The 24980-nt window shown below is 46.5% G+C and carries 14 protein-coding genes, 1 tRNA gene and 2 pseudogenes; 7 read left to right on the top strand and 10 right to left on the bottom strand.

Features of this window, described 5'->3' with window-relative positions; genetic code table 11:
* The 3 genes from NG792_RS00160 to NG792_RS00150 all read right to left on the bottom strand — a co-directional run.
* On the bottom strand, window positions 1–2052 hold a 2052-nt coding region (locus NG792_RS00160; protein ID WP_261234030.1), incomplete at its 3' end, for a DUF4114 domain-containing protein.
* Window positions 2053–3094: 1042 nt separating this feature from the next.
* Window positions 3095–5185 (bottom strand): ShlB/FhaC/HecB family hemolysin secretion/activation protein, encoded by a 2091-nt coding sequence (locus NG792_RS00155; RefSeq protein ID WP_261234028.1) that lies wholly within the window; start codon window positions 5183–5185, stop codon window positions 3095–3097.
* Window positions 5186–5883: 698 nt separating this feature from the next.
* Window positions 5884–6201 (bottom strand): hypothetical protein, encoded by a 318-nt coding sequence (locus NG792_RS00150; protein ID WP_261234027.1) that lies wholly within the window; start codon window positions 6199–6201, stop codon window positions 5884–5886.
* A 420-nt stretch (window positions 6202–6621) separates the two neighbouring features.
* Between NG792_RS00150 and NG792_RS00145 the strand changes: the two genes are divergently transcribed.
* Window positions 6622–7116 (top strand): universal stress protein, encoded by a 495-nt coding sequence (locus NG792_RS00145; RefSeq protein ID WP_261200644.1) that lies wholly within the window; start codon window positions 6622–6624, stop codon window positions 7114–7116.
* A 285-nt stretch (window positions 7117–7401) separates the two neighbouring features.
* Here the strand turns inward: NG792_RS00145 and ftsH2 are convergent, their stop codons facing one another.
* The 4 genes and pseudogenes from ftsH2 to NG792_RS00130 all read right to left on the bottom strand — a co-directional run bounded on the left by ftsH2 (window position 7402) and on the right by NG792_RS00130 (window position 12050).
* Window positions 7402–9288, bottom strand: coding sequence for an ATP-dependent zinc metalloprotease FtsH2 (gene ftsH2, locus NG792_RS00140; protein ID WP_261200643.1), 1887 nt, complete (start codon window positions 9286–9288; stop codon window positions 7402–7404).
* 661 nt (window positions 9289–9949) lie between these two features.
* Window positions 9950–10219 carry a CAAD domain-containing protein gene (locus tag NG792_RS29125; protein ID WP_435387552.1) on the bottom strand — a complete coding sequence of 90 codons (270 nt, stop codon included), beginning with the start codon at window positions 10217–10219 and terminating at the stop codon, window positions 9950–9952.
* 231 nt (window positions 10220–10450) lie between these two features.
* Window positions 10451–11881 (bottom strand): annotated as a pseudogene (gene gltX, locus NG792_RS00135) (glutamate--tRNA ligase); the annotation flags it as partial.
* Window positions 11882–11976: 95 nt separating this feature from the next.
* Window positions 11977–12050 (bottom strand) — tRNA-Asp (locus tag NG792_RS00130).
* A gap of 244 nt (window positions 12051–12294) precedes the next feature.
* Here NG792_RS00130 and NG792_RS00125 point away from each other — a divergent pair.
* Window positions 12295–12855 (top strand): Uma2 family endonuclease, encoded by a 561-nt coding sequence (locus NG792_RS00125; RefSeq protein WP_261234026.1) that lies wholly within the window; start codon window positions 12295–12297, stop codon window positions 12853–12855.
* Window positions 12856–12931: 76 nt separating this feature from the next.
* Here the strand turns inward: NG792_RS00125 and NG792_RS00120 are convergent.
* The 3 genes and pseudogenes from NG792_RS00120 to NG792_RS00110 form a co-directional block, all read right to left on the bottom strand.
* Window positions 12932–13642, bottom strand: a pseudogene (locus tag NG792_RS00120) (Uma2 family endonuclease).
* An 82-nt stretch (window positions 13643–13724) separates the two neighbouring features.
* Window positions 13725–14879, bottom strand: a complete 1155-nt coding sequence (locus tag NG792_RS00115; RefSeq protein ID WP_261234024.1) for an esterase-like activity of phytase family protein — start codon at window positions 14877–14879, stop codon at window positions 13725–13727.
* Window positions 14880–15005: 126 nt separating this feature from the next.
* Window positions 15006–16496 (bottom strand): TM0106 family RecB-like putative nuclease, encoded by a 1491-nt coding sequence (locus NG792_RS00110; protein WP_261234023.1) that lies wholly within the window; start codon window positions 16494–16496, stop codon window positions 15006–15008.
* A gap of 333 nt (window positions 16497–16829) precedes the next feature.
* Between NG792_RS00110 and NG792_RS00105 the strand changes: the two genes are divergently transcribed.
* The 5 genes from NG792_RS00105 to NG792_RS00085 all read left to right on the top strand — a co-directional run bounded on the left by NG792_RS00105 (window position 16830) and on the right by NG792_RS00085 (window position 24947).
* Window positions 16830–19232, top strand: a complete 2403-nt coding sequence (locus tag NG792_RS00105) for a response regulator (RefSeq protein WP_261234021.1) — start codon at window positions 16830–16832, stop codon at window positions 19230–19232.
* 340 nt (window positions 19233–19572) lie between these two features.
* Window positions 19573–20775 carry an aminotransferase class V-fold PLP-dependent enzyme gene (locus NG792_RS00100; protein WP_261234020.1) on the top strand — a complete coding sequence of 401 codons (1203 nt, stop codon included), beginning with the start codon at window positions 19573–19575 and terminating at the stop codon, window positions 20773–20775.
* A gap of 176 nt (window positions 20776–20951) precedes the next feature.
* Window positions 20952–22064 (top strand): glycosyl transferase, encoded by a 1113-nt coding sequence (locus NG792_RS00095; RefSeq protein ID WP_261234018.1) that lies wholly within the window; start codon window positions 20952–20954, stop codon window positions 22062–22064.
* A 20-nt stretch (window positions 22065–22084) separates the two neighbouring features.
* Entirely contained in the window at window positions 22085–22501 is a 417-nt protein-coding gene (locus tag NG792_RS00090) for a secondary thiamine-phosphate synthase enzyme YjbQ (protein ID WP_261200634.1), read from the top strand.
* 70 nt (window positions 22502–22571) lie between these two features.
* Entirely contained in the window at window positions 22572–24947 is a 2376-nt protein-coding gene (locus tag NG792_RS00085) for a PAS domain-containing sensor histidine kinase (RefSeq protein WP_261234017.1), read from the top strand.
* Window positions 24948–24980: the final 33 nt, after the last annotated feature.

The raw sequence follows: 24980 nt of genomic DNA, 5'->3' as shown, positions 1-24980 counted from the left end.
ATCAACTACTTCAGTTTCATCACCAGCAGCAATAACTTCTTCCTCAACATCTGTCTCTGCTACTTCATCAACTACTTCCGTTTCACCTTCAGCAGCAATAACTTCTTCCTCATCGGCTACTGCGGTTTTATCTTCAGCAGCAATAACTTCTTCCTCAACATCCGTTTCTGCTACTTCATCGGCTAGGGAAATGTCATCCTTAACCTCTGTATCTGTTGCAATATCAAAGTTTTCATCGAAACTATCGGCTTCATCATCAAGCAGACTTTCTAAATCCGCTAATAAATTCTCGATGGCTGCATCAAAATTGGCAGATTCTGGGGTCACATAAGTTTTGACATATTCAATCACGGCTTGACCCAATTCTGTGCCGCGCCAGTCTTTGCCTTCAGCAATGACATCATCCATTAAGGCAGCTTTCCCTGTAGCTCCTCGGAATTGTAAAACGATGTCGTTATAGTCTTTATCGCTTCCTCCATCAACTCGAATATCTTCCCAAGCAAAGGCGCTGCCATCTCCCGTAATATCCGCAATTTGTCCGAAGTGATAGGCATCATTCGGATTTGCTGTTGCTAGGGAAAATAACGGACGCAATGCACCGCCAGCAGTCGGATTATCTAACACCTGCTGTACGGTTCCATTGGGGACTAACATCAGGAAAAATTCATCTCCCGGTCGCATCATAAAGGTTTTTACCCCTTGATACTCCCCGGTATTGAAATCCGGTTCCCCTAAGCGTCCCGTAAATCTCGCGCCTTCAGCGGTATCGTTAATCACGATATAACCGAGTTCGGAATTACTACCAGCGCGAGTAATAGCTTCTAAAACAAACTCTCTTGAACTGGGGTCAAGTCCTTCCATTCCCGATAAACTGACAATGGCAACTTGTCCTTTATATGCACCCCCATCAACCAGGAAATCTACTTCGACTTCGCCAGTTTGTCCGACTGTGAACGTACCATACTCGAATCTCGGTTGCGGATTGCTCAAGTTGGCATTGGCGACTAACTCACTCTCTTCGGTATCGGTTTCTTCTATTTCCTCGTTACTGCTGTTATTCTCGGTTTCAGCAATGACGTCTGATTCACTTTCTTCCTCGGCAATGTTCTGGGGTTCGGCAATCTCGGTATCCTCAGCATCGGTTTCATCGGTTTCATCGGTTTGACTGTCAACTGTCTCTAGTTGGTCATTCCCCGTTTCTTCCGATGTTTCAATTTCATTCGTTGCCTGATCTAGAGCTTCTTCCCCAATTTCAGTTTCGTCAGTTGCGGCAGTTTCAAACTCTTCTCCTACTGTCTCAATGGCGTCTGATTCACTCTCTTCTTCAGCAATGTTCTCGGGTTCGGCAATCTGGGTATCCTCAGCATCGGTTTCATCGGTTTGACTGTCAACTGTCTCTAGTTCGTGATTCCCCGTTTCTTCCGATGTTTCAATTTCATTGGTTGCCTGATCTAGATCTTCTTCCCCGATTTCAGTTTCGTCAGTTGCGGCAGTTTCAAACTCTTCCTCTGCCTCTACTGCTTCTTCTCCCGTCTCGTTGAGGATCTCTTCTTCGGGGTCGATCGCCATTTCATCCCCGGTATTCTCGTCAATTTCGCCAGCAGTTTCAATAAACTCTACATCCTCTCCCTGTTCCTCGGGGGTATCTGAGTTGTTCGTAATATTGGTTCCAGCATCAATCTCAGTGTCGCTGCTGGGTCCGTCGGCGATCGCCTCTTCTGGCTCTATATCAAAAAATGGCAGTTCCTCTAACTCTTCATTCCCAACTGTTGTTTCTGTACTGCCTTCCCCAACAACTTCCCCATCATTACTGTCCGACTCTTCCCCGGAAAATTCCCCTACACCCTCACTGTTTTCTTCTGTTACATCCCAGTCTAAATCCTGCTCTTCAATGGCTCCTGACTCCTCGGTGCTTTCGGTGTCGTCAAGCACGAGTCCGCTGGGAGTTCTCATTGTTTCCAGACGCATTGCGGGACCTTGATACCGTTTGGATTGCGCTTGGAATCCAGTCGCTTTAGAACGCTTTGTGAAACCAGAAAATAAGTTAAACATGAGTCCCTAAATCCTCAGTAATAGATGCATGGTTGATAATTAACCTTTCTGAAATTGGACTTCAGCAAGGCGATTGAGTGGTAGGTGAACCAGGAGAAACCCTAGGGCGGCTCAGGGGTTAATTTGGCAGGGATATCAGCTAAAAATTATGAAGAAGTCTGCAATAATTGCCAGCCCCTCTGGATTGATAGAATGGGGCAACCTATTAATTTATTAGCTAATTTTTAATTCTTTCTTTCTAAAGAATTATCATAGGAGTTGTTCCCATGTCAATAGCTAATTCCCTATTTCAGTATTTTCACCGAGAAAGCTAAATAGAATTAATGAAGCGCTTACATTTTTTGTTATTTTATTCAATCAGAAGTTTTCCCCAAAAACCTGCTGTTTGATTAAGCCCGGGGGTGAGTCACCCAGATAACCCAGGTTTCTGCAAGAAATCGCTGCTTTTGAAAGTAGCAAAGAAAGGGGGGTGAAAACGGGTTTCTGATATTCAATGAGGTTTACGGACAGCGCTGTACACTGATGCGCTAATTCATCATCAGTTAGGTTTACGGACAGCGCTGTCCGTTGAATATCTTGAGTTCATGACACTGTGAGTTCGATGGAGGGGTTGAGGGATAGATCTCTAGAGTCCCTGTTAGTTGTTAGGGATTTTTATAAAACAAATGGGGCAAGTAGTAGGGGGACCCGGTTCACTTATGGGAATGCTCAAAAGTGATGCTCTCAACAATGAGCGGAGCGGTTGATAAAAAATAAAATCAATGAGTTGTCTATATTTTTCCCGTAAGGGTTATAATCATAAAATAGTCTCTCGGCTTCCATTTAATACTTTAAATAAATTATACGGAATCCGGTTTTTAAAGACCTATAAAAACCCACACCCTCAAGGGTGGGTCTACAGGGACAAAGCCTGCCTCAGCCCGCTATGGGATAAAAACGACTTTTAACAAGCGGATTTGGTATTATACCCAGTTTGGCCTCAAGATTACTACTGCATATCTTAATGCCAAACTCAGTAATTTAATTGTGGAAAAGGATAGAATTATAGTTGATAATTGACGGTAAAATAAAATCCGTCATCTTGGGCATTCGTGCCTTTATCATCAATTTGGAAAATAGGTCGTCCATAATCAACCCGCACATTCAACCCGGGAAAAACTTGCCAGAGTACACCTATTCCTATCCCGGCTAGAAAGGTTTGTCTCGGTAACTCATTGGGATTATCCACATGATTCCAAACCGTTCCTACGTCTAAAAATGGGGCAAATTGAAAGATGGGAATTCCGGAAGTATCCCGGAGGATAACAATGCGATCTTCTACGCTGAAGCGAAACCCATTATCGCCCGATCGCACGTTTTGACGATACCCCCGTAAAGATTGACCGCCCCCAATCACAAATTGCTGGGAGGAGAGCAAACTATGGGGACTTAACTGTAAATCCGCTTGAATAATTAACAGTTGTGACCCACCTAACCGTTGTACTCGCTGCACCTGAGAAATCCAGCTCAAAAATTGTCCATCGGGGATGGGGTCATCATTGTTAGTAGCATCAAATAACCCCGTCCCGATGTTCAACAGCGATCGCACGGACCAAGCGCCTTGAACGTCCCGGCGTAGGTAGTCAGCGCCGATCTTGAAGGTGCTAGTCCGGGTAATCCCATCTTCGTTAGGACCACTGCCAAACCCAAACGGTTCACCGTCAACAAAGGTTTGACTTTCCTGGAACGTAAACCCAAGAGAAGTGGCGAATTCTTGTCGAGGCGATCGCACCCAAGGTTGTCGGAAGCTCACTTCATATAGTTGGGATTCCCCTTCAATATTCAACTCTCTAAACTCTTCCTGAATGATGCCATTTTGGTTGGGAGCCACCCGAAACGCCAAAGTTCCATTCATGGCATTCACCGGGATTCGATAGCTGAGGTCGTAGATTTGCGAGTCTCCGGTTCCCCAATAGTAACTCGCGGCAATTTCATCCCCAAACCCCGTCACGTTGCGATAGCGCACGGTTCCCCCTAAGCGTTCCGAACCGACACTGGGAGGGGATAAATTATCAGCGCCTACATTCAACCCAAAGGGATTAGCTTCTTGTACCCGCACGGTGAGAATACTCTGCGCAATTTGATCACCGGCACGCAAACTGGCTTCAATATTTTGAAATAAAGGGTCGAGGCGCAGTAACCGCAACTGATCTTCCAAGCGGGCAGTATTCAAGGGCGCACCTCCCCCAAGTTCGATCCGAGAACGGATATAGGACTCTCTCACTCGGTTGTTCCCTTCAACTTCAATGGCGGCTAAAGTCCCTTCAATGACTTGAATTTCGACGATGCCATCTTCGATGACTTGATCCCCGAGTACGGCGCGGGAGGTGATATAACCGCGATCGAGATAAATTTGGGTGATTTTATCCGCCACTTGTCGGAGGCGATCGAGGGAAACGGTTTGTCCCTCAACTTCGGCAACAAGAGTTTGAATCTCTGTATCAGTGAGTACGGTAGAGCCAGTGACGTTCACCTGGCGAATGGGAATTTCTACCTCGGGAGATTGATCGGGGTCGGGTTGTTCTTCTGGAGGGGTCAAGACTGGGGGTTCTTGGTCTTCTGGAGGGGTCGGCTCTACTTCGGGTAGGGGGGGTAATGGCTCTTGGGTAGGAGGTTGCGGGGGCTGGGCAGGAGGGGTTTGGGCGATCGCCTCTGGCATACCGGCGCTCAGTACCGTGGGTGTGGTTGGGGAGGGAATGCTCTGTAAATGCGTCTCCAGACTGTCATCACAGGGGCGATTCTCGTTCCGAGACGCTTGGCGATTCTCGTTCCGAGACGCTTGGCGATTCTCGTTCCGAGACGCTTCGCGATCGCAACTCCTTTCCCCCTCCTCTAGCAACCCCAAATCTCCAAATTTTCCAGGAGTGGTTGTCCGATCGGCTGCTTTTTCCGGAGTTCCAAATATCTGGAAGCGATCGCTACTGTTGAGGGCTTTTTCCTGGGCTGTTTCCTGGGGATTTAGACTCACCAAATCTGCTGATTCCCCGGGTAATAAGGGTTCGCTGTCTGCTGCTATGGCTTGACCCCCGGAAAAATTGGCGATCGCCAAGAATACTGGAATTGAAGATCCATACCGCAGAGCGTTTAATATCATGTTCTTCTGCATCGAACCATCACCATGCCCACCCACTTGATCTAGCCTATTCTTCCAGAGCATTTATTTTTTAACTCCCTTGGTTACTTGAGCAACCGTGAACGTGCAGCGGCTCCAAATGCCAGTGTATCTATTGATTTTGCTATCGGCAAGAGCGTTTAGGGCCGAAAACCATCCCAAATATATAAACTTCAGGTTGAAAAAGGATGAAATCACCTCAACTCAGGCAGAAACCCCGTTTGTGCCTCAGCCTATTGTTCTGGAAAGCCATTACCTGGAACCCTGACGGACGAACAATCAGAGTGACTTGGGGTTCTGGGCGATCGATTTGCTCTAACCTCAGCGATCGCATTGCACGGTCAAATTATCTAGGGTAAAGTTTTCAAGGTTGGGGGCTACCCCGTAGGGTTTGAGCGATGGAATAATCCAGCTATTAAATTGTTGCGATTAGATTCTATTCCACCGGCACAGAGGACAGCCCGGGCTAGTTCATTACTTTAACTTTGGACCTTCATACATTTCCACCAATTTATAAAGGTCAGTAAGCCCCGCCAATCCATCAGCGTTCTAATTACAATTTTCTATTTCTTTTCCGGGCGGGGAATTTAGATAAATTCTTAAAAGCACTCCGCACTAATTTTTATTCCCTCCAATTCGGGTAATATTTTAATTCCGTTTTTATCCCCAGTCAATTGCTTTTATTCCGGAAGTGTGAACCCACTTTCTTCGGGTACTATCTGGTTAGAGTAAGACTCTTGGCCCCAAGAAGTAGAGATAGGAGCTAACATCGCAGCTACGGTTATGAATAAAAGTAACCAAGCCCCAAATAGGGTTAAATTTGAGGGAAATTGATTTTTTTTCGCGGCTTTAACCGGACCTTGCAGCGTTTTCAAGCACTCTTCTTGAATCACCGGACTCCACTGATTCCCGCTGCTAGACCATAAGCCTAACAACTGAGCCTCAACTAGAAGCTGGGTAGAAGGGATATCGGACGGGCCGACCTGATGTTTTAACATATCTTTACTCTCCATCACAAATCTTTAAAATTGGTCTTGAAGTCCGGGAAATCTGAACTTAGTGTTCAATTTATCATCCGAATGTTTGCGATCGCGTTTGCGGGCTGTATGATTTGTGTATAACTTAGGCCAATTTGCCCGGATTTCAGTTAAGTTTTTTTAAGCTCCCTCTGTCGCTATGATTCGAGAAAATAATCCCCGCGCTTCAGGAATGCGATCGTCATTTTTACTTGACAAAATATCTAAAAAGTGATAAAGAAAGGATAATAGGGGTAAGCTGAGGAACTGGGAAAGGAATCAGGGCTGAAACAACAAATCGCCCTGGGAGAAGATGCGCCCAACCTAATAATCGGGTTACCTTGAACAAGAGGCCGATTCCGTGGGGCGATCGCCCCAGTAACGACACTTGGAGAATTCCCCATGACTTATCATAAAATTCTGGTCGCGATTGATCGTTCCCCCGAATCTGATTTGGTCATCAATCAGGTTATCGATTTAGCAGAAAAAGAAAAAGCCGAACTGATGCTATTTCATGCCATTCAAGTCGAAGCCCTGGCAGAGATCTCCCCAATGGTGGGGACCGGCATGGGATTAAGTCCATCTCTAGGACGAGAAATCCCCGAAATTCAACAACAACGACTCGAAGCGCAACTCGGAAAAACCAAAGAAATACTCCAGGGATATGCAGAAATGGCAATGGCCCGCAATATCCCCACCCTGTGCCATCATAGCGTCGGCGATGCCGGTGCCCTCTCTTGTGAGTTAGCCAAAAGCTGGGGCGCTAACTTAATTGTAGTAGGCCGCAGAGGTCGCAAAGGGATGACGGAACTCTTTTTAGGCAGCGTCAGTAACTACATTACCCATAACGCACCTTGCTCGGTTTTAATTGTCCAAGGCGCATTACCCGTAACCTAAGCCAAACTTAACCCTCATCTCTCATTTATTAGACCTCTTGCAAAATTCTTTAAAGCCCCCCTTAACAAGGGGGGTTGGAGGGATCAATCCTTTTTTTTGCAAGAGGGCTATTTTATTCAGATAGGGCTTAACAATTCCTCCTCCTGAAATGGTCGAAACTTTAAACCCTTTCTCCCATTGGCCGAAGTATCCACAAAAAAAGGAGGGGGTAAAATTCCCCCTCCTTTTTGATTCAAGTCCAGGGGAACGGGTTAAAATAACCAGCACCGTATCCCCTAAAATCCCTTACAAAATTGGGACAAACAGATCTTTTTCTGGAACCGTCGTGTATTCCGCCACAATTTGACGCAACTCTTCGCCGTCTACGGATTCTTTCTCAATCAGAATATCTACCAAGCGGTCAATTACGATCCGATTTTCCCGGACAATCCGCTTGGCTTCCTCATGACAATGTTCCACAATGGAACGCACTTGAGCGTCAATGCGAGAGGCAATTTCGTCAGAATATTCCGATCGCGTCATTAAATCGCGACCTAAAAACACTTCCCCTTGTTGGGTTTCCAAAGACATTGGACCCAAATCGGACATCCCGAAGCGAGTCACCATCTGACGCGCCATTCCAGTCACCTGTTGCAAGTCACCTCCGGCACCCGTGGTCACTTCAGAATCCCCAAAAATGACTTCTTCAGCGGCACGTCCACCCAAAGCACCCATAATCCGGGCCATTAACTGAGACTTAGAGACCAGCATTTGGTCTTCATTCGGCATAAACCAAGTCAAACCCTGTGCTTGTCCTCGGGGAATCAAGGTAACTTTCTGCACCGGGTCATGGTCCTTGACCAAGGTCCCGACGATCGCATGACCAATTTCATGATAAGCAATCAAGCGTTTGCTCTTGCTATCCACCAGGGGAGTGCCTTCCATCCCGGCTACAACCCGGTCTACGGCATCATCAATTTCCAGAATGGTAATCGCTTCTTTACGGCGACGGGCGGTTAAGATAGCCGCCTCGTTGAGCAAGTTGGCTAAATCGGCGCCGGTAAAACCGGGAGTCCGACGGGCGATCGCCTCTAAGGAGACTTGATCCGATAGCTTCTTATTTCGCGCATGGACGTCCAAAATTTCCAGACGACCCTTAATATCTGGGGCATCGACCATGACTTGGCGATCGAAACGGCCCGGACGCAACAGGGCCGAATCCAAGACATCAGGACGGTTAGTGGCTGCAATAATAATGATGCCGGTATTGCCCTCAAATCCATCCATTTCGGTCAGGAGTTGATTAAGGGTTTGTTCCCGTTCATCGTTGCCACCGCCGATGCCTGCACCCCGTTGACGACCTACGGCGTCAATTTCATCAATGAAAATGATACAGGGGGCATTTTCTTTAGCTTTCTTGAACAGGTCCCGGACACGGGAAGCACCGACGCCCACAAACATTTCTACGAATTCAGACCCGGAGATGCTGAAGAAGGGGACGCCCGCTTCTCCGGCGATCGCCTTAGCGAGTAAGGTTTTCCCCGTTCCCGGCGGTCCAATCAACAGGACGCCTTTAGGAATCTTTGCACCGACTGCGGTAAAGCGTTCCGGTTTTTTCAGGAATGTAACGACTTCTTGGAGTTCTTCTTTAGCTTCTTCAATGCCTGCCACATCGTCAAACATCACCCCAGTTTTCGCTTCCATCTGAAAACGAGCTTTGGATTTGCCGAAGTTCATGGCTTGTCCTGGACCTCCAGGAACATTGCTGGAACGACGGAAGAGGAAGAATAATCCAGCCAACAACAGGACGGGGAAAATTAAATTGCCCAAGAGTCCCCAGATTGCTCCATCATTGCGGATGGGGTGGGAGTCAAAACTGATGTTGGAGTCTCTGAGGCGGGCGATCAGTTCGGGAGTATTTCCTGGCAAATCGACTCGCAAACGCTGCACTCGGTTGTCTAGATCGGGATCGACGGCTTCAACGATCGCCGTCCGGCCACCTTCAAACAAATCTACGTTGGTGACGCGATCGGCGTCCAGGTATTCCAAAAACCGACCGTAGCTCATGCGAGTATTGGCGGCATTATTTCCCATATTCATAGCCGGGGAGGAAAATACTCCCTGCCAAACGAAAAAGGCGATTACTAATGCAGGTAATGCCCACAGTAAAATTATTCTCCAGGAAGATTTCATAGGATGCGGTGGCCTCTAGTACAAATTCAGACAATGAGATTAAAAGCAAATTGGGTGTAATTAGACCCAAGCGAGTTGATTGAGGGGAGTCGGGGGGTTCTCTTGTTGCCGCTTTCCGCTCCTACCCCTAGGGGTCGAGTCCCGGTATAGAGTAAAACCGTCCATCCCGATCAGAATCTTAATCAAATTTAACTTAATTATCAGGATCGATGCAACTGACTCCCCTAAAAGTCGGTAAAACCCTCTCAGAATCAGGTAAACCGACTACTCAGTGACTCTGCCAATTTGCGGCATAGTTCGGAAAACCGTTCTTTAAGTTTAAGTTATGTTAAGACAATTTCACAAAAAGCAAAAATGGGCGCACCTAGATGCGCCCATTTTATGAATCTTGTATCAATCGGTTTTTTTTAAACGTCCCCCAGACTGTCCCGATTCCTCGGAAAAGTTGATGCCTAGAACGGCGATGCGGTTTAGCAGACTCAGAGGAGACAGCTAGATAGTCCAGCCGACTGCCCGTCCTGGGGATAAGCCCCCCTGCTCACCGCATCCTCAAAGGAGTGTGTGGAACGAAACGGTGGATGCACAAGGCAAAATAGAACCGGGGAACAGTTTCAGGAAGGGTCAGGACACGGCTGGGACCCTCAACCGACAGTCCAATTCCCTAGGGTTTGGGGGAATGGTTCCCGGTAATTTGTTCTTTGATTTCCTCAACTTTGACCGACAACTCTTTACGAGTCGCTGCACTGAGTAAATACCGATAAATAAACCAGCCCGAGTAAGCCATACCCACGATTTCAAAGGTTGGCTGTACTAGGGGAATGCCGTTAAGCACTTCCAAGACAGCAACCAATACTCTGAGGGACACCAAAGCCGCAATCAGTAAACCAACGGTGGTTAAGGGTCTTTGGTTGTCTTTAACAAACCCAGTCACGTAATCCGGGAGATAAGAGAGGATTTCGCGAACTTGTTTGCCGATCCGCTCGAACTGGTCATTCGTGGCCTCTGTACTGGGGATTCCCGTGGTTACCACTGGGATAGCCGGTGGTTCAGGAATCTCGTCCACAGGAATTTCTGAAGTAGGAATTTCTACCACAATCTTATCTGGGGGTGTTTCTGGTTCAGGATTTTGAGTCAAGGTACTACCCTCTTGTTCGTCAACCTTTAAGACTTTGTGCAGGCGCGTTTTGTCGAGCTCCCGCTGATAAAGTAATACCCAAGATTGTATCAGGTCAGGACCGTGCAGTTCGCCGGTTAATCCGGCCCGCAGCGATCGCATTACTAGCCCTTTTTTGACATTGAGCTGTTTGGTGACCTGTTTAATGATGTCTTGGGCATCTGCTGCTGTCAGGCTTTCGTGACTTTTTAAATGTCCGATTACCGCTTCGAGAACCTGGGAGGCTCCCTCTTTTTCCAGTTCGGCTGCCGCTTCGTCGCTGAGTTCGACCTCATCCACAAAGAACATCCGACTGAGTTCGACTGCATCGGTCAAGCGAGTTAAACTCGGACCAATTAAGGCAGATAGTTGTTCCAACCAAGGACGGTTGCCCTCCGGATCAACGGGGTATCCCGCTTGTTGCCACACTGGAATCAAGTGGGCGGTGAGTTTTTCCGGGGACATTTGGTGGAGGTATTGGCTATTAATCCAATCCAGTTTATCCCAGTCAAATTTGGCACCGGCTTTATTGACGCGATCGAAGCTAAACTTCTGCGCCGCTTCCTCCAGGGTAAAGAGTTCCTGGTTATCCGGCGGGGACCAACCCAGCAAGGTCATATAGTTGACCAAGGCTTCGGGGAGGAATCCCATTGCCTGAAATTCGGAAATGCCCGTCACATTATCTCGTTTTGAGAGTTTTTTGCCGGAAATATCCAAAATCAGGGGCGTATGGGCAAACTCAGGGACCGCGACGTCAAAGGCTTCATAAAGCAGAATTTGTTTGGCGGTATTGGCAATATGGTCTTCCCCGCGAATCACTTGGGTGATTCTCATGTCAATGTCATCGACAACAACAGCGAGGTTATAGAGTGGCATCCCGATGTCGGCACCACTGGAACCCCGGGCGATCACCATATCTCCGCCAAGGTCACTGCCTCGCCAGGAGACTTCACCGCGCACTAAGTCATTCCAGACAATCTCGCGATCGTCTTCGATTTTGAACCGAATCACCGAGGGCCGTCCTTCCGCTTCAAATCTGGCGATTTCATCCACCGTTAGATTGCGGTGACGGTTATCGTAGCGGGGGGCTTCATTCCGCGCTTTTTGGGCTTCTCTCATTTCGTCGAGTTCTTCGGCGGTGGTGTAACACCGATAGGCGAGACCCTTATCAATGAGAGTTTTGACTCGTTCCCGGTAGAGGTCGAGACGCTTGGACTGGAAAACCGGGCCTGCATCCCAGTTCAAACCCAGCCAGGTGAGTCCATCCAGGATATTTTGGGTGAACTCAGGGCGCGATCGCTCCTCGTCGGTATCTTCGACCCGTAAAATGAACTGGCCTCCCTCATGACGGGCAAATAACCAGTTAAACACAGCCGTTCTGGCTGTTCCAATATGTAAGTTCCCAGTAGGACTAGGAGCTATTCTCACGCGAACAGTCACAATTATTTTCTCTAATTAACTTCATTTTCAAGGAGACACGCCGTGCCCCCTACTATTTAGGAAAACACGGCGCGTAACCTGATTTATATTTTAAACGGGACTGACGGGGCTCGAACCCGCAACTTCCGCCGTGACAGGGCGGTGCTCTAACCAATTGAACTACAGTCCCTTTCCTTGAGCCTTTTATATCTTGCACGATGCTTTGGGATTTGTCAACCCCTTTTTCACAAAAAGTTTTTTGCCCGGGGAATGAGCCGGTTACAGCTTGGCAATCTTCGCCGATTGGGGACTCGTGGGTGCTGCCTGTCTGCTGCTGTCGTCAGGCGCTAGGGGATGATTTATCCTAGAGGGAAGGGGCGATCGCCACCTTAACCAGCCATCACCCCCCCAAATTCTCAAGGGAAGGCAAAATCATGTCTAATCAAGCCTTAAAATCTGTTCTGACGGTCGAAGAATATCTGCACTATGAAGAACTCAGCGACATTCGTCACGAGTATATTCAGGGTCAAGTTTATGCCATGTCCGGAGGTAGCCGAGAACATGATTTGATTTCCGGTAATATTTATATGGCCCTGCGGATTCATCTTGACGGTGGTAGGTGTCAGGTCTTCTCGGCCAATATGAAGGTCAAAATCAACCGACTCAATTTATTTTATTATCCAGATGTTTCGGTTACCTGTAATCCCCAGGATCAGGAAAAATATTTTTTAGAATCCCCTTGTCTCATTGTCGAGGTGCTTTCCCCGAGTACCGAACGGATAGATAGACAAGAGAAACTAATCAATTATCGGGAATTAAAGAGTCTCCAAGAGTATGTGTTGGTGTCACAAACGGAAAAAAAGGTGGAGGTATATCGACGAGGCGATCGCGGGGATTGGAATTTAGAAACCTTTTACCAAGACGATATCGTTGAGTTAAAGTCGGTTGGATTACAACTCCCCCTCTCAGAAATTTATAAACAGGTCGGACTGTGAGGGTTTAGGGAATCGAAATAAAGGAGCGATTTTAATCTGTGAATTGCTAAAATCGCTCTATAAAAGTCTATCCATTCTACGGCTTTTCCGATAATTGCTTGACAAACTGGGCGTGTTCGGGTGAATTCAATCCTGCTTGCAAAACTGCGAGGACGCCTGAAAAATCTCCCGATAATAATTTGGAATAGTCTAACCATAATCCGGGAAAGACTAGACTCCACAAAACTCCATTTTCGTCCGGTTTGAGGGAAATATATTCTCCTTCCATGAGTCGGAACCAATCCAGTTGATTTTGAGACACGCGCCATACCAGCTACTCTTGCACTCCGTTACGACGATAGACTTGTTTTTTATCATGTAAATCGTAAGTGGCAGTTGAGGCGGCGATTTCTGCTATAAATTCTGGTGGACCTTGAACATATCCCTCATCCGTAAGGCGCGACTGTCCCCCAAGACTTTCCTCTAATCTGAGTAAGGCATCAGGTTGAGGTTCATTGTCCAAATCTAGACGAATAGTCGCATTATCTCCGAGTCTGACTCCAGGAGTCATCGCTCTATAGACGCCTAACCAGGTGATTAAGAGTCCGTGGGGTTCGGCATGAGGGGTAAAACGGACGGGGGATGGCTTATAAACGACTCCTTCGATTAGTTCAGCTTTTTTGCAATTCGGCATGGCGTGATAGCGGCGCTCAAATTCAGTACGAGTGAAGCGATCGCCATTCTCTAAAAGAAGGAGTTTTTGTTCAGTTTTACTGTTGGATTTTCCCACCGAAGTTTGTCTACTCATGATGTGAGCCTCCATGAATTGCTCTGGGAAATTACTGTCTTTATTATCCAAAATTTATCTCCCGCTTGTCCAGGATTCGCCTTCACTCTTCTAGGTTAATGGCAAATACTAAAAATTGCGTCACTTGCAAGGGATTAAAATTATTATCGCTGACTAAAATTAAAGAGCGTCGTCCATCAGCTAATTTGGGACCGAAGGTCATTCCTTCTAAATTATCCAGAGGAATATTTAAAGTTTGTAAATCCAGCAACAGGCGTTTTTGAGCCGGTTGGATGTTTTGAATATCAACATCTTTTAAACTCTCGATTGGCTGAATATCTGTTGCGCCTTGCAGAGAAACTTCATATAATAAACCCGTATTCCCTACATCTTCTGTAAAGCCCCGTTCTAAACTGAGCAATTTTGTTTCATCCCAGGCGAGTAATTCCACTAAACTATGAATTGTCAATCCATCGGGAGACTTAGGTTCAGTCTGTACGGGTTCGGTTAGATAGTAAAACTCTTGGGCGGGTTGTCCTGTGGTTAAATCATATTGCAAAATGCGCACAGGAGTTCCTTTTTCCAGATTTGCGGGTTCTCCATCTTGAACTAAAGCCGTTTCGGTGGCGGTATAGAGAAATTGCTCACTAGGGCTTAAAGTTAGGCTTTCAAAAGCCTGATTATCCCGAATCCCTTGACTATTTTGGGGTAGAAATTTATCGGGAAGGGGTAGAGATTGAATTTCTTTTCCTTCACGGGAAAATTCTTTGATGAAGGGTTGTATATCTTGCACCACATCTCCCTCGGAGGAAATAAATAGGCTATCGCGACGGGTTAAGGCAATCCCTTCAGGGTCTAGACTGTAAGAGGGAAAAGGGCGACTGCTTTGATCCACCAAGGGAGTAACACCAATGGGGGTAACAACGAGAGGATTTAATTGTATTTCTAGATTGTAAAATCTCGCGGGTCCTTGGATGGCGCGATCGTCCGATAGGGCATAATACAGATTGCGCTGAGTATCGTAGGTGATTCCGGAGAACCCTCCGAGGGGGGTATCCTGAAAAATAAAGCCGGTGGGTATTTGGAATTCCCCTAGATATTCAATCGGAGAAGTTTTCACCGATGCAGAGTTAGGAATCGGTGAATTGGAAGGACTGGCGAAGGTTTCTGGAATGGTTGGCGGTTGACAACCCATGCCAAAAGTACAAGACAATCCCAAAGTTATCCATAAAATAGGATTAATTTTACCCAAAAGCATAGATGATTGATGGTAAGTTTTTTGGGGAGGGTATAAAAGTTTTAAAAAGGTAAAAATATCCCAATTAATCGCCTTTTGAATCCGTTAAATTCTGGGTTTAGCTTAAATCAATAAAAATTGAAAGATTTAAAACGATGGAAATTTTTGAGAAAAATTGACCAACCATTCTTTGACAACAAAGGTGGCAATGCAATCATCTTCGTTATAGGTTAAAATCAAATCCAGATAATTGCGATCGCCCGTTTCTAACCAGCGATCGTACCACACCACACATTGAGCGCCGGATGCTGATGCCTCATGCCACTCAAATCCGAGATAGCGCGCAATCGACTTGAGGGCATAACTTTCCACTGGCATCACCACGGATTGGGTGACTAATTTATGAATATCCACAAACCGATTCAGAATCACTTTCCATCGGTGCGGGGGGGTATGATAGCGTCGTGCCAGTTTTTTAAGGGTTTGAATTTCATAGTCACAAAAATGAAAAATTGGGGCAATGGGATAGGTCCAAATTAATTCTAAGAACTGCTCCCAAATTTTAAATTCCTCTTCGGGACTTTCGGCTAAAAACGCATAAAATTTCTGCGTTGGGGCTTCTCCGGGGCTAAGATTGCGGCGATCGACCACTAATACTCCCAGCAGAAAATCGAGGTCTAATTCCGGTTGCGCTTCAATATCAAAATAAAGTTCAACGGGAGATACGGGGAGAAACTTGGGAGAAAGGGGCAATTTTTTGGGTAAAGCGATCGGTTGATTATTTAGGGTGGCCTTGGCTTGTATGATCAGATCCCGGGCGACAGTTTCCGGTTCATATTGATGATTGCAAACTTCAACTAAACCATTAGCTAAAGTAAGTACATCCGCATGGGCGAGGGATTCTAGCTGAGTCAAATTCAGTTGTTTTAACTGTTGATACCGAATTGGGGTTACTCCAGGCAGGAGGGAGAGGTGCTGCGTTTGTTGGGCGATCGCATAACAACGACTCTGCCACTGGCACATACTGCAAGGATGTCGTGCCATAAAGACTTCGGGTTCTTGGCGATCGGTCAACATTTTAATGCAAGGGTCTAATACCTTCTGCATTTGAGGGACATATTTCTCTAAATTCACCCAATATTCGCCTTTTTCACGGCAAACTAACCAGGCGTCCCGGGGCCATGCCCCCTGGACCCCCGCCAGCACCAGGGCGTGAAATGCTGCCATAACTTGATGTTGCGCTTTCGGGCGTTTACTAAAACAAATATCCACGGGAATATAGGACCAATTCCCATAAACCGAGGCCCCGGGTTTTTTGATTAATAAATCAGGACGACTCATGAGAGTGACCCCTTGGGGTCCTGACGTCATCAAGACGCCGTGATCAATGCGATCGACACCCTGTTTCATTAACGCTACGGTTGCCTCGGCACCCTTCGCCCAGTCTCCATAGGGATAACTCGGGCGTTGAGCGGGGTATTCTGCCAAAACGTTGTGTCGGTAAACTTCGCTATCCCGTTTCAGTTTTGTGGCAAAATCACTCGGGGGTTCTGGATGAGCGCCATTTCCATAGAGGTTGAGGAATGACAGGCGCGCACAGCGTTGATAATCAAATAAAAGGTCGTCAGTTAGTAGCATCTCTTTAACATAGCAAGAATCAGTCGGGGAGAATACTCAGGTGCATGAACAACCTCGGGAGCGGGTGGGGATCCCGAGGCAGAGGCTGTGATCCAGATCGGTAGCGGTTCAAACTTGACCCCTCTTTCAGTGGGTGAGCTGATCGCCCAGAAATGATGCTTTAAATAAAGACAGCCAAAAGGTAGAGAACATTAATTGATAGAATTTTCAGTAAAGGTTTATTTAATTATAAAGAATCAACTATTAAATTTTTTGTAAAACTCCCTAGAAAAAATTAGTCGATTGCACCATAAGACTCATTCAGAATCTACCCACTCACTCGGTACCTGTTCTATGCCTTCTATCTATGAGCGAAACTCTCCAACGCGCCGCCTGAGCGCACTGTATATGACCGCCCTCAGCCTCCTGGCTATCCTCTCTCTGGGCAGCGAATTCATTAGGCAGCGATCGCTTTTGGTCATTTCTAACGATTCGAGAATAATCAATCTTGCTGGACGCCAAAGAGCCTTGAGCCAAAAATTGAGTAAGGCGGCACTAATTTGGGTGGAATCTCCCCCCTTGGGCGATCGCCCAGCCCAACTTCAAGAACTCCAAGATACCGTGAGCCTCTTTTCCCAATCCCATCTTGCCTTAAAATATGGGGATCCGGAAATAGGGTTGCCTAAACCCGACAACGTTCAAATTTCCCAAATGTTGGAAAAACTCGAACCCTCCTATCAAGCGTTGCAACAAGGTGGGGTCGGTTTACTTTCGGTTTTAACTGAACAAGGAACCGAGGCCAAACGTGAGGATATTTTGCCTTATTCTCAACAAATTTTAGAGAATGAAGCCTCATTTTTCTTGGCAATGGATGCGATTGTTGCGGAGTATGACGAACAAGCGCGGCAGCGGGTTAAACGGTTGATCCTATTAGAGTGGTTGTTTTTAAGCGTTGGCTTGTTGGTTTTATTATTAGAAGCTTTATTTATTTTTCGTCCTTCGGTTCAGCATATTCAGCGTTATATCCAAGAAATCGGCAAGTCTCAGCAGGAAACTGCCCGAATTGCGGCCCAACTGGAAGAGAATAACATGGAACTTGATTTAGCCCTGCGGGAAGCGCAATCGGCAACGCAATTAAAATCTGAGTTTTTGGCTAATATGAGTCATGAAATTCGGACGCCGATGAATGCAGTGATTGGGATGACTGGGCTATTAATCGATACCGAACTGAACCCGAATCAACGAGATTTTGTGGAAACGATTCGCAACAGTAGCGAAGCTTTGTTGACGATTATCAACGATATTTTAGACCTGTCTAAAATTGAAGCGGGAAAGCTGTCCTTAGAACAGACTCCTTTTGACCTGCGTGAGGCAGTGGAAGATACGCTGGTTCTGGTGGCGGCTAAAGCGGCTGAAAAGCACCTAGAATTGGGTTACATCATGGATGAAAAGACTCCCATTCGCATTATCGGGGATGTTACTCGCTTGCGCCAAATTTTAGCTAATCTTCTCAGCAATGCGGTCAAGTTTACGGACCGGGGTGAAGTTCGGGTGTTAGTAGAAGCTGAAGAAATCGGCAAGTGGTCCCCGTTTTCTAGCTTGTTTTATAACCCGAAACTAGAGGCTGAACTCCCAGAAGCGGACCCTAATCAGTCTTACTTTGAAATCAAGTTTTCGGTCCTAGATACAGGGATCGGAATCCCGACTGAGAATATGAATCAACTGTTTCGCTCTTTTTCTCAAATTGATGCTTCCACTACCCGAAAATATGGAGGGACGGGGTTAGGTTTAGTGATTAGCAAACGGTTGTGTGAACTGATGGGGGGGAGGATGTGGGTAGAAAGTACGGTTGGGGAGGGTTCGACTTTCTATTTTACAATTATTGTAGCCAAAGATTCCCGGTCCTTGCCGGTGTATGAAATGGGAATTGAAGCTCAGTTAGAGGGTAAGCGACTATTAATTGTGGATGATCATGATACCAATCAGCAAATTTTAATCCGACAAACTCAGAAGTGGGGAATGATTCCAGTGGCGGTGAGTTTGCCATCGGAGGCGATCGCCTCCCTGAATCGTGGTGAATCGTTTGATTTGGCAATTCTGGATATGCAGATGCCAGAAATGGATGGGATTACCCTGGGTTCTGAGTTGCACAAGTTGCGAGACCCCCAAACCCTTCCGCTGATTTTATTGGCCTCAATAGGTCAATCTTCAAATGCTTCTATTCCCCATTTTTCTGGTTATTTTACAAAGCCCATTAAATGTTCTCATTTGTATGAAGTATTGATGAATGTGATGGCTAACAAGAAGGCCATTATTTCGTCTCAAGCTCCTTCTATTCCTCAAATTGATCCTCAAATGGCGGAACGATTTCCGCTACAAATTCTCCTGGCTGAAGATAATCGAATTAATCAAAAAGTTGCCCTAAAAATTTTAAGCCAAATGGGATATCAGGCGGATGTGGCTAATAATGGGGTAGAAGCCTTAGCTGCATTGCATCAGCATCGTTATGATGTGGTATTGATGGATGTTCAAATGCCCGAAATGGATGGTTTAGAAGCCACTCGCCAGATTTGCCAGGAGTGGGACCTCACCCAGCGCCCTCGGATTGTGGCGATGACGGCAGGTGCAATGGAAGGCGATCGCCAAAAATGTTTAGAAGCGGGGATGGATGAGTATATTACTAAGCCCGTCAAAGTTACTGTACTCCAGACAATTCTGGAGAAGATAGCCAACCAAAAATATCTAAATTCCACTTGATTTTTGCCATATAGGTAATTTTTAAATCAGGGCTTATATTCTTAAAATTTGCTCCTTTTCAGGGTAATCATAAAGTTAAGCACTTTGAGGATAAAGGGAGTTCTGGGTAAATTTATCAGCCCTGGATGATTTAATATTTTAAATAATAACACTCACTAATTATGATATTTTAATAAAGTGGAGGGGTTTATTGACTTGAGAGGAACTGGCTAATTCCCCGATGAACATTAGGGAGTAAAATGCTCCCAATCCTTACGGGGATTGTTAGAATGGTTGGGAATCGCTATATTTCAAGGCGAATCCCTACTTTCAACCTGATTAAAACATGAGGTAAATCCCGGTGAAACAACCTGATCGCCAGCAATTTCCCGCTTTAAAAAATAAAGCCTATTTTAACTATGGTGGACAAGGACCGATGCCTGAATCGGCATTAAGCGCCATTTTTCAATGCTATCAATCGATTCAGGAAAAAGGACCGTTTACCGCAGAAGCGGGACTCTGGATCGATGAAGAAATCGCCGCAACAAGAGCGGCGATCGCCTCAGAACTGGGGGTGACTCCGGATACGATTACCCTCACCGAAAATGTCTCCATTGGATGCAATATTCCTTTGTGGGGTATCGATTGGCAACCGGGCGATCGCATCTTAATCGGCGACTGCGAACACCCGGGAATTGTCGCTGCTGTCGATGAACTCGCCCGTCGGTTCGATTTACAAGTTTCAACTTGTCCCTTGATGGAAACTTTAAATGAGGGCAATGCCATTTTGGCGATCGCCTCCCATCTTCACCCCACTACTCGGTTAGTCGTTCTCAGTCATATCCTGTGGAATACCGGACAAGTTTTACCCCTCACGGATATTGTTAAAGTTTGCCATGTGTTCAGCCAAAATGCGACCCCTTCCCGAAAAATTCGAGTCCTTGTAGATGCGGCCCAATCTGTAGGCGTTTTACCTTTAAATCTCACCGAAATAGGCGTAGATTTTTATGCTTTTACCGGCCATAAATGGTGGTGTGGACCCGAAGGATTAGGGGGATTATATGTCAGTCCTGATGCCGCTGAAACCCTCCATCCCACCTTTATTAGTTGGCGCAGCATTGCCCTAAATTCTACCGGGGGTTTGGGTGGATTTAAACCCGATGGACGACGCTTTGAAATGGCAACCTCCGCTTATCCATTATTAGCAGGATTGCGAAAGGCGATCGCCTTTCATCAAGATATTGGAACCTCGGAGGAACGCTACGATCGCATCCAATCCCTAAGTCATCAACTCTGGACCAAACTCCGAGATTTACCCGATATTATTTGTTTAAAATCAACTCCACCGGAAGCAGGTTTAGTCTCATTTCAGCTTAATGAAACCCTCCAACAAGCTGGGGCGACTCCTGATAAAATGGTGAAGTTTTTGGAAAGAAAACATCGCGTCATGGTCCGGACTATTCTCCAGCCGTATTGCGTGCGCGCTGGGGTTCATTATTTAACCTTAGAATCGGAAATAGAACGACTGATTGAAGGAATCCAAGATTATGGTCAGCAGATTTAACTCCCTTTAACCGGGTGAAAATAGCCTGAATATCTCTCCTCTCCTGACCTAAATTCCTGGCTTTCGGAGAAAAATAGGCTAAAATTATCTGACGAGGGCATTAGAGACGCAATATTTGGGTTCTCTAGGGGAGATTTACCCTCTATCCTGTTGTTATTTTCTAGCGGATATAGGCCGTGAAAAATCGACCCATTGTTTATATTGCCATTACCAATCATGGTTTTGGTCATGCAGTACGTGCCGCCTCAGTTGCGGCATCCATTCAAACGCTAAATCCGGATATTCTCTTAATTTTAGTCACCACCGCACCCCGTTGGTTACTAGAAAGTTATATTACCGGGGATTTTATCCTCCGAGAAAGGGCTTTAGATGTGGGAGTGATTCAAGCAGATAGCTTGAACATGGATAAGGTGGCAACCCTGGAAAAATTGCAGGAGATTCGTAAGCGAGAATCGTCCATTATTGCTGGGGAAGTGAACTTTATTCACCTCAATCGCGTAGGATTAATTTTGGGTGATATTCCCCCCTTGGCGGCAAAAATTGGTAAAGCCGCAGGCATTCCTGTCTGGATGATGAGCAATTTCGGCTGGGATTTTATCTATCGTCCTTGGGGAGGAAAATTTGAGGCAGTCGCTGATTGGATTGCTGAGTGTTTCAGTCAATGTGAATGCCTATTTCGTCTGCCATTTCACGAACCCATGAGGGCATTTCCTCTCATTAAAGATGTGGGTTTAACTGGCGGGACTCCCCGCTATCAAACGGACAGTCTCCGCCGGGAATGGGGGCTAAAATCTCCCTTAGAACAAACAATTTTACTCACCTTTGGCGGATTGGGACTGGAACAAATTCCATATCATAATTTGCAGGACTTTCCCGACTGGCAATTTATCACGTTCGATCGCAATGCGCCAGATTTGCCCAATTTAGTTAAAATTGACAATCAAACCAATGGCGATCGCCTTCGTCCTGTCGATTTTATGCCGGTTTGTGGGCGAGTTGTTTCTAAACCTGGATTCAGCACCTTTTCAGAAGCCTGTCGTCAAAATGTGCCGCTGATCTCCCTCACCCGAGAAGGGTTTGCTGAAGCCCCCTTATTACTCTCAGGAATCCAACAGCATTCTCATCATAGAATTGTCAGCCCTGAAGAGTTTTTTGAGGGGAATTGGGACTTTTTGCGAGAACCCCCTCTCCCCCCGCAATCAACGGAACCCTTAGTCAAGAATGGGACGGAAGCGATCGCCCAGGCAGTAGTCGATTATTTCCAAATGGAATCTGCCTCTGAACGTTAACCCTTTTACCGATTGAATTTATGACTTACCATCAACAAATCCTCCAACTGAAAACCACGGGAAAATCCCTGGCTAAAGTCACTAACAAAGTGGAAGAAGTCGTGGCAAAATCCGGAGTACAAACCGGCCTTTGTACCCTATTTTTACGCCATACCTCCGCCAGTTTATTGCTGCAAGAAAATGCTGACCCGGATGTATTAGAAGATTTACAACATTTCTTTTCTGATTTAGTCCCTGAACAACGCCGCTACCGCCATAGTACCGAAGGTCCCGATGATATGCCTGCCCATATTCGCACGGCCCTCACCCATACGAGTGAGCAAATTCCCATCAATCGAGGTCGATTAGTGCTGGGAACCTGGCAGGGAATTTATATTTGGGAACACCGGCAACAGGGTCATTATCGAGAATTAGTGGTTCATATTCAGGGGGAATGATGATCCGTAAGCTGGCTTAAACTGAGGCAGTAGACTCTAAAAATTCAAGCAAGTCTCGGTGAGGAATTCCATGAGGGGTGTTTCCCAGAATCAGGAAATAGGCGACGATGCCGATCGCCCGCATAACCGCCAGAAACTGCTCTACTGGACAGTCGGATTCACTGCGATCGCAATAGCAGTGGCGGGAATTGGGATTTATCTCCTGGATCGGATGGTCCTCTCCCAAGGGCGATCGCACCTAGAGCAAACCGTCCAGATTCAAGCCCAGCTAATCCAGGGGATTGCCACTCTCACCGCTACCCCGCAAACCGCCTGGGAGTCCGCCCAAGAAGCCTATCAACTCCCTCCACCTTCAGGGATGCGGGTGGCGATCGCCTGGGTGGAAACCGACGGTTCCCCGGTGATGTGGCAACAGGGAACAGCCCGCGATCGCCCCTGGATTCCCGTCATCCCGGATTCAGAACTCGCCCATCTCATCCAGCGGGCGATTGTCGGGGAAACCGACAGTCAGTTGATTGCCGATGAACAGGGCATTGCGGCGATCGTCGCTTATGCCCCGATTCCCGAATTAAAGGGGGCCGTTTTGACCCAGCTTGAAGTCGGACAAATTCGCTCATCTTACCTACCCGGTCTGGCGATCGCCTCGGGAATCGCCTCCCTGATGATTTGCGCTACAGGGATACTCTTTGTCTACCAGGGGAACCGACTCCTTACCCTTGAAAAGCGCAATTCTCAACAATATCAAGCCATGTTAGAAGCAGCCCCCGAGGGGACCATTGCCATCACCGATGGCGGTAAGATTCACTGGATAAATACTGCTGCTTTGGAACTGTTTGGCTATAGCAAATCAGAATTACAAGGGCAAAATTTGAAACTGTTGATGCCTTGGTTAATGCACCAAGAAATTAATGCTTATTTGACCCTTTTTCTAAATACTCGGCAAATGCCGGGGGAAAGCAATGCGGCGTATGAATTAGTGGGACAGCGTAAAAATGGCACGACTTTTCCCATTGAACTAGCGATCGCTCATGTTCGGTTACCCCAAGGTCAACTCTACACCCTCTTTGTCCGCGACATCACCGAACGCAAACGCGCCCAAGAGAAATTGCAAGAAAGCTACAATCTTTTGCAAGCTATCTCCGAAGGGACAACCGATAGTATTTTTGTTAAAGACCTTCAGGGTCGCTATCTCTCCATTAACTCTGCCGGGGCCAAGGCAATGGGCAAGCCCATAGATGAAATTTTAGGGAAAAATGATACAGAATTATTATCCCCAGAAACTGCACGGCAACGGATGAAAAATGACCACCGGATTTTGTTAGAAGGGGAGACTCAGCTTTTAGAAGAAGAAATTGTGCCATTGAATGCTAGTTCAACTTCATCTCAACCCCGGACCTATTTAACCTCAAAAACAGTTTATCGTTCCGCCCAAGGTTATGCAATTGGATTAATAGGCGTCGCCCGAGATATTAGCGGTCGTGTTGAAGCGGAAACTGCCTTGCGTGACACGGTGGAACGACTGCATCGAACTTCCGGAGAATTGCAGGAAAAGAATCAGCAACTCGAAGCAACCCTGACTCAACTGCAACGGACTCAAACCCAGTTAATTCAATCGGAAAAAATGTCCTCCCTAGGTCAAATGGTGGCGGGGATTGCCCATGAAATTAATAATCCCGTGAATTTTATTTCGGGGAATTTGGGATATGTTCGCGATTACCTGGAAAATCTACTGGATTTAGTCGAACTCTATCGACAACAGTATGGAGAAACAGACCCAATAATTGCCGATAAACTCGAAGACATAGAATTGGACTTTTTGCAAGAGGATTTACAGAAGATTTTAGGATCAATGAAAGTGGGAACCGATCGCATCCGAGGCATCGTGCGATCGTTACGCACCTTTTCCCGCCTCGATGAAGCGGAAATGAAGCAAGTGAATATTCACGAAGGCATCGAAAGCGCTTTGTTGATTTTGCAAGGCCGACTAAAAGCCACAGTTGAGCGCCCAGAAATCCAAATTATCCCTGAATTTGGCATACTGCCAGCGGTGGAATGTTATGCCGGACAATTGAATCAAGTCTTTATGAATCTCCTGAATAATGCGATCGATGCCTTAGAGGAAAAGTATCGCAAAAACTTAGGAGAGACTCCACCAAACTCGCCGGATTTTGATTCCCCCACTATTCGCATTCTCACCGCAGTCACGGGCGATCGGGTCACCATTCGCATCATCGACAATGGTCCCGGCATGACCCCAGAAATCCAAGCCCGACTCTTCGACCCCTTTTTCACCACAAAACCCGTGGGTAAAGGAACCGGACTAGGACTTTCTGTTTGCTATCAAATTATTGTAGAAAAACATAAAGGTCACCTATCTTGTCACGCTACCCCAGATTTAGGGTCAGAATTTTCTATAGAAATTCCCATTTTTCAAGGACTCACTTAAAAATAAGCCAGAATCCGGCAACATTGTAAAATT

This window comes from Laspinema olomoucense D3b (assembly GCF_025370785.1).
GTDB classification, from domain to species: Bacteria; Cyanobacteriota; Cyanobacteriia; order Cyanobacteriales; family Laspinemataceae; genus Laspinema; species Laspinema olomoucense.
The sequence above is the reverse complement of the archived record's forward strand: the minus strand, read 5'-3'. Positions and strand labels throughout refer to the sequence as shown.

Bases quoted from the DNA above. Each gene is read 5' to 3' on its own strand.
- NG792_RS00155 (WP_261234028.1), bottom strand. From the start codon at position 5,185: ATGATATTAAACGCTCTGCGGTATGGATCTTCAATTCCAGTATTCTTG.
- NG792_RS00150 (WP_261234027.1), bottom strand. From the start codon at position 6,201: ATGTTAAAACATCAGGTCGGCCCGTCCGATATCCCTTCTACCCAGCTT.
- NG792_RS00145 (WP_261200644.1), top strand. From the start codon at position 6,622: ATGACTTATCATAAAATTCTGGTCGCGATTGATCGTTCCCCCGAATCT.
- ftsH2 (WP_261200643.1), bottom strand. From the start codon at position 9,288: ATGAAATCTTCCTGGAGAATAATTTTACTGTGGGCATTACCTGCATTA.
- NG792_RS00125 (WP_261234026.1), top strand. From the start codon at position 12,295: ATGTCTAATCAAGCCTTAAAATCTGTTCTGACGGTCGAAGAATATCTG.
- NG792_RS00115 (WP_261234024.1), bottom strand. From the start codon at position 14,879: ATGCTTTTGGGTAAAATTAATCCTATTTTATGGATAACTTTGGGATTG.
- NG792_RS00110 (WP_261234023.1), bottom strand. From the start codon at position 16,496: ATGCTACTAACTGACGACCTTTTATTTGATTATCAACGCTGTGCGCGC.
- NG792_RS00105 (WP_261234021.1), top strand. From the start codon at position 16,830: ATGCCTTCTATCTATGAGCGAAACTCTCCAACGCGCCGCCTGAGCGCA.
- NG792_RS00090 (WP_261200634.1), top strand. From the start codon at position 22,085: ATGACTTACCATCAACAAATCCTCCAACTGAAAACCACGGGAAAATCC.
- NG792_RS00085 (WP_261234017.1), top strand. From the start codon at position 22,572: ATGAGGGGTGTTTCCCAGAATCAGGAAATAGGCGACGATGCCGATCGC.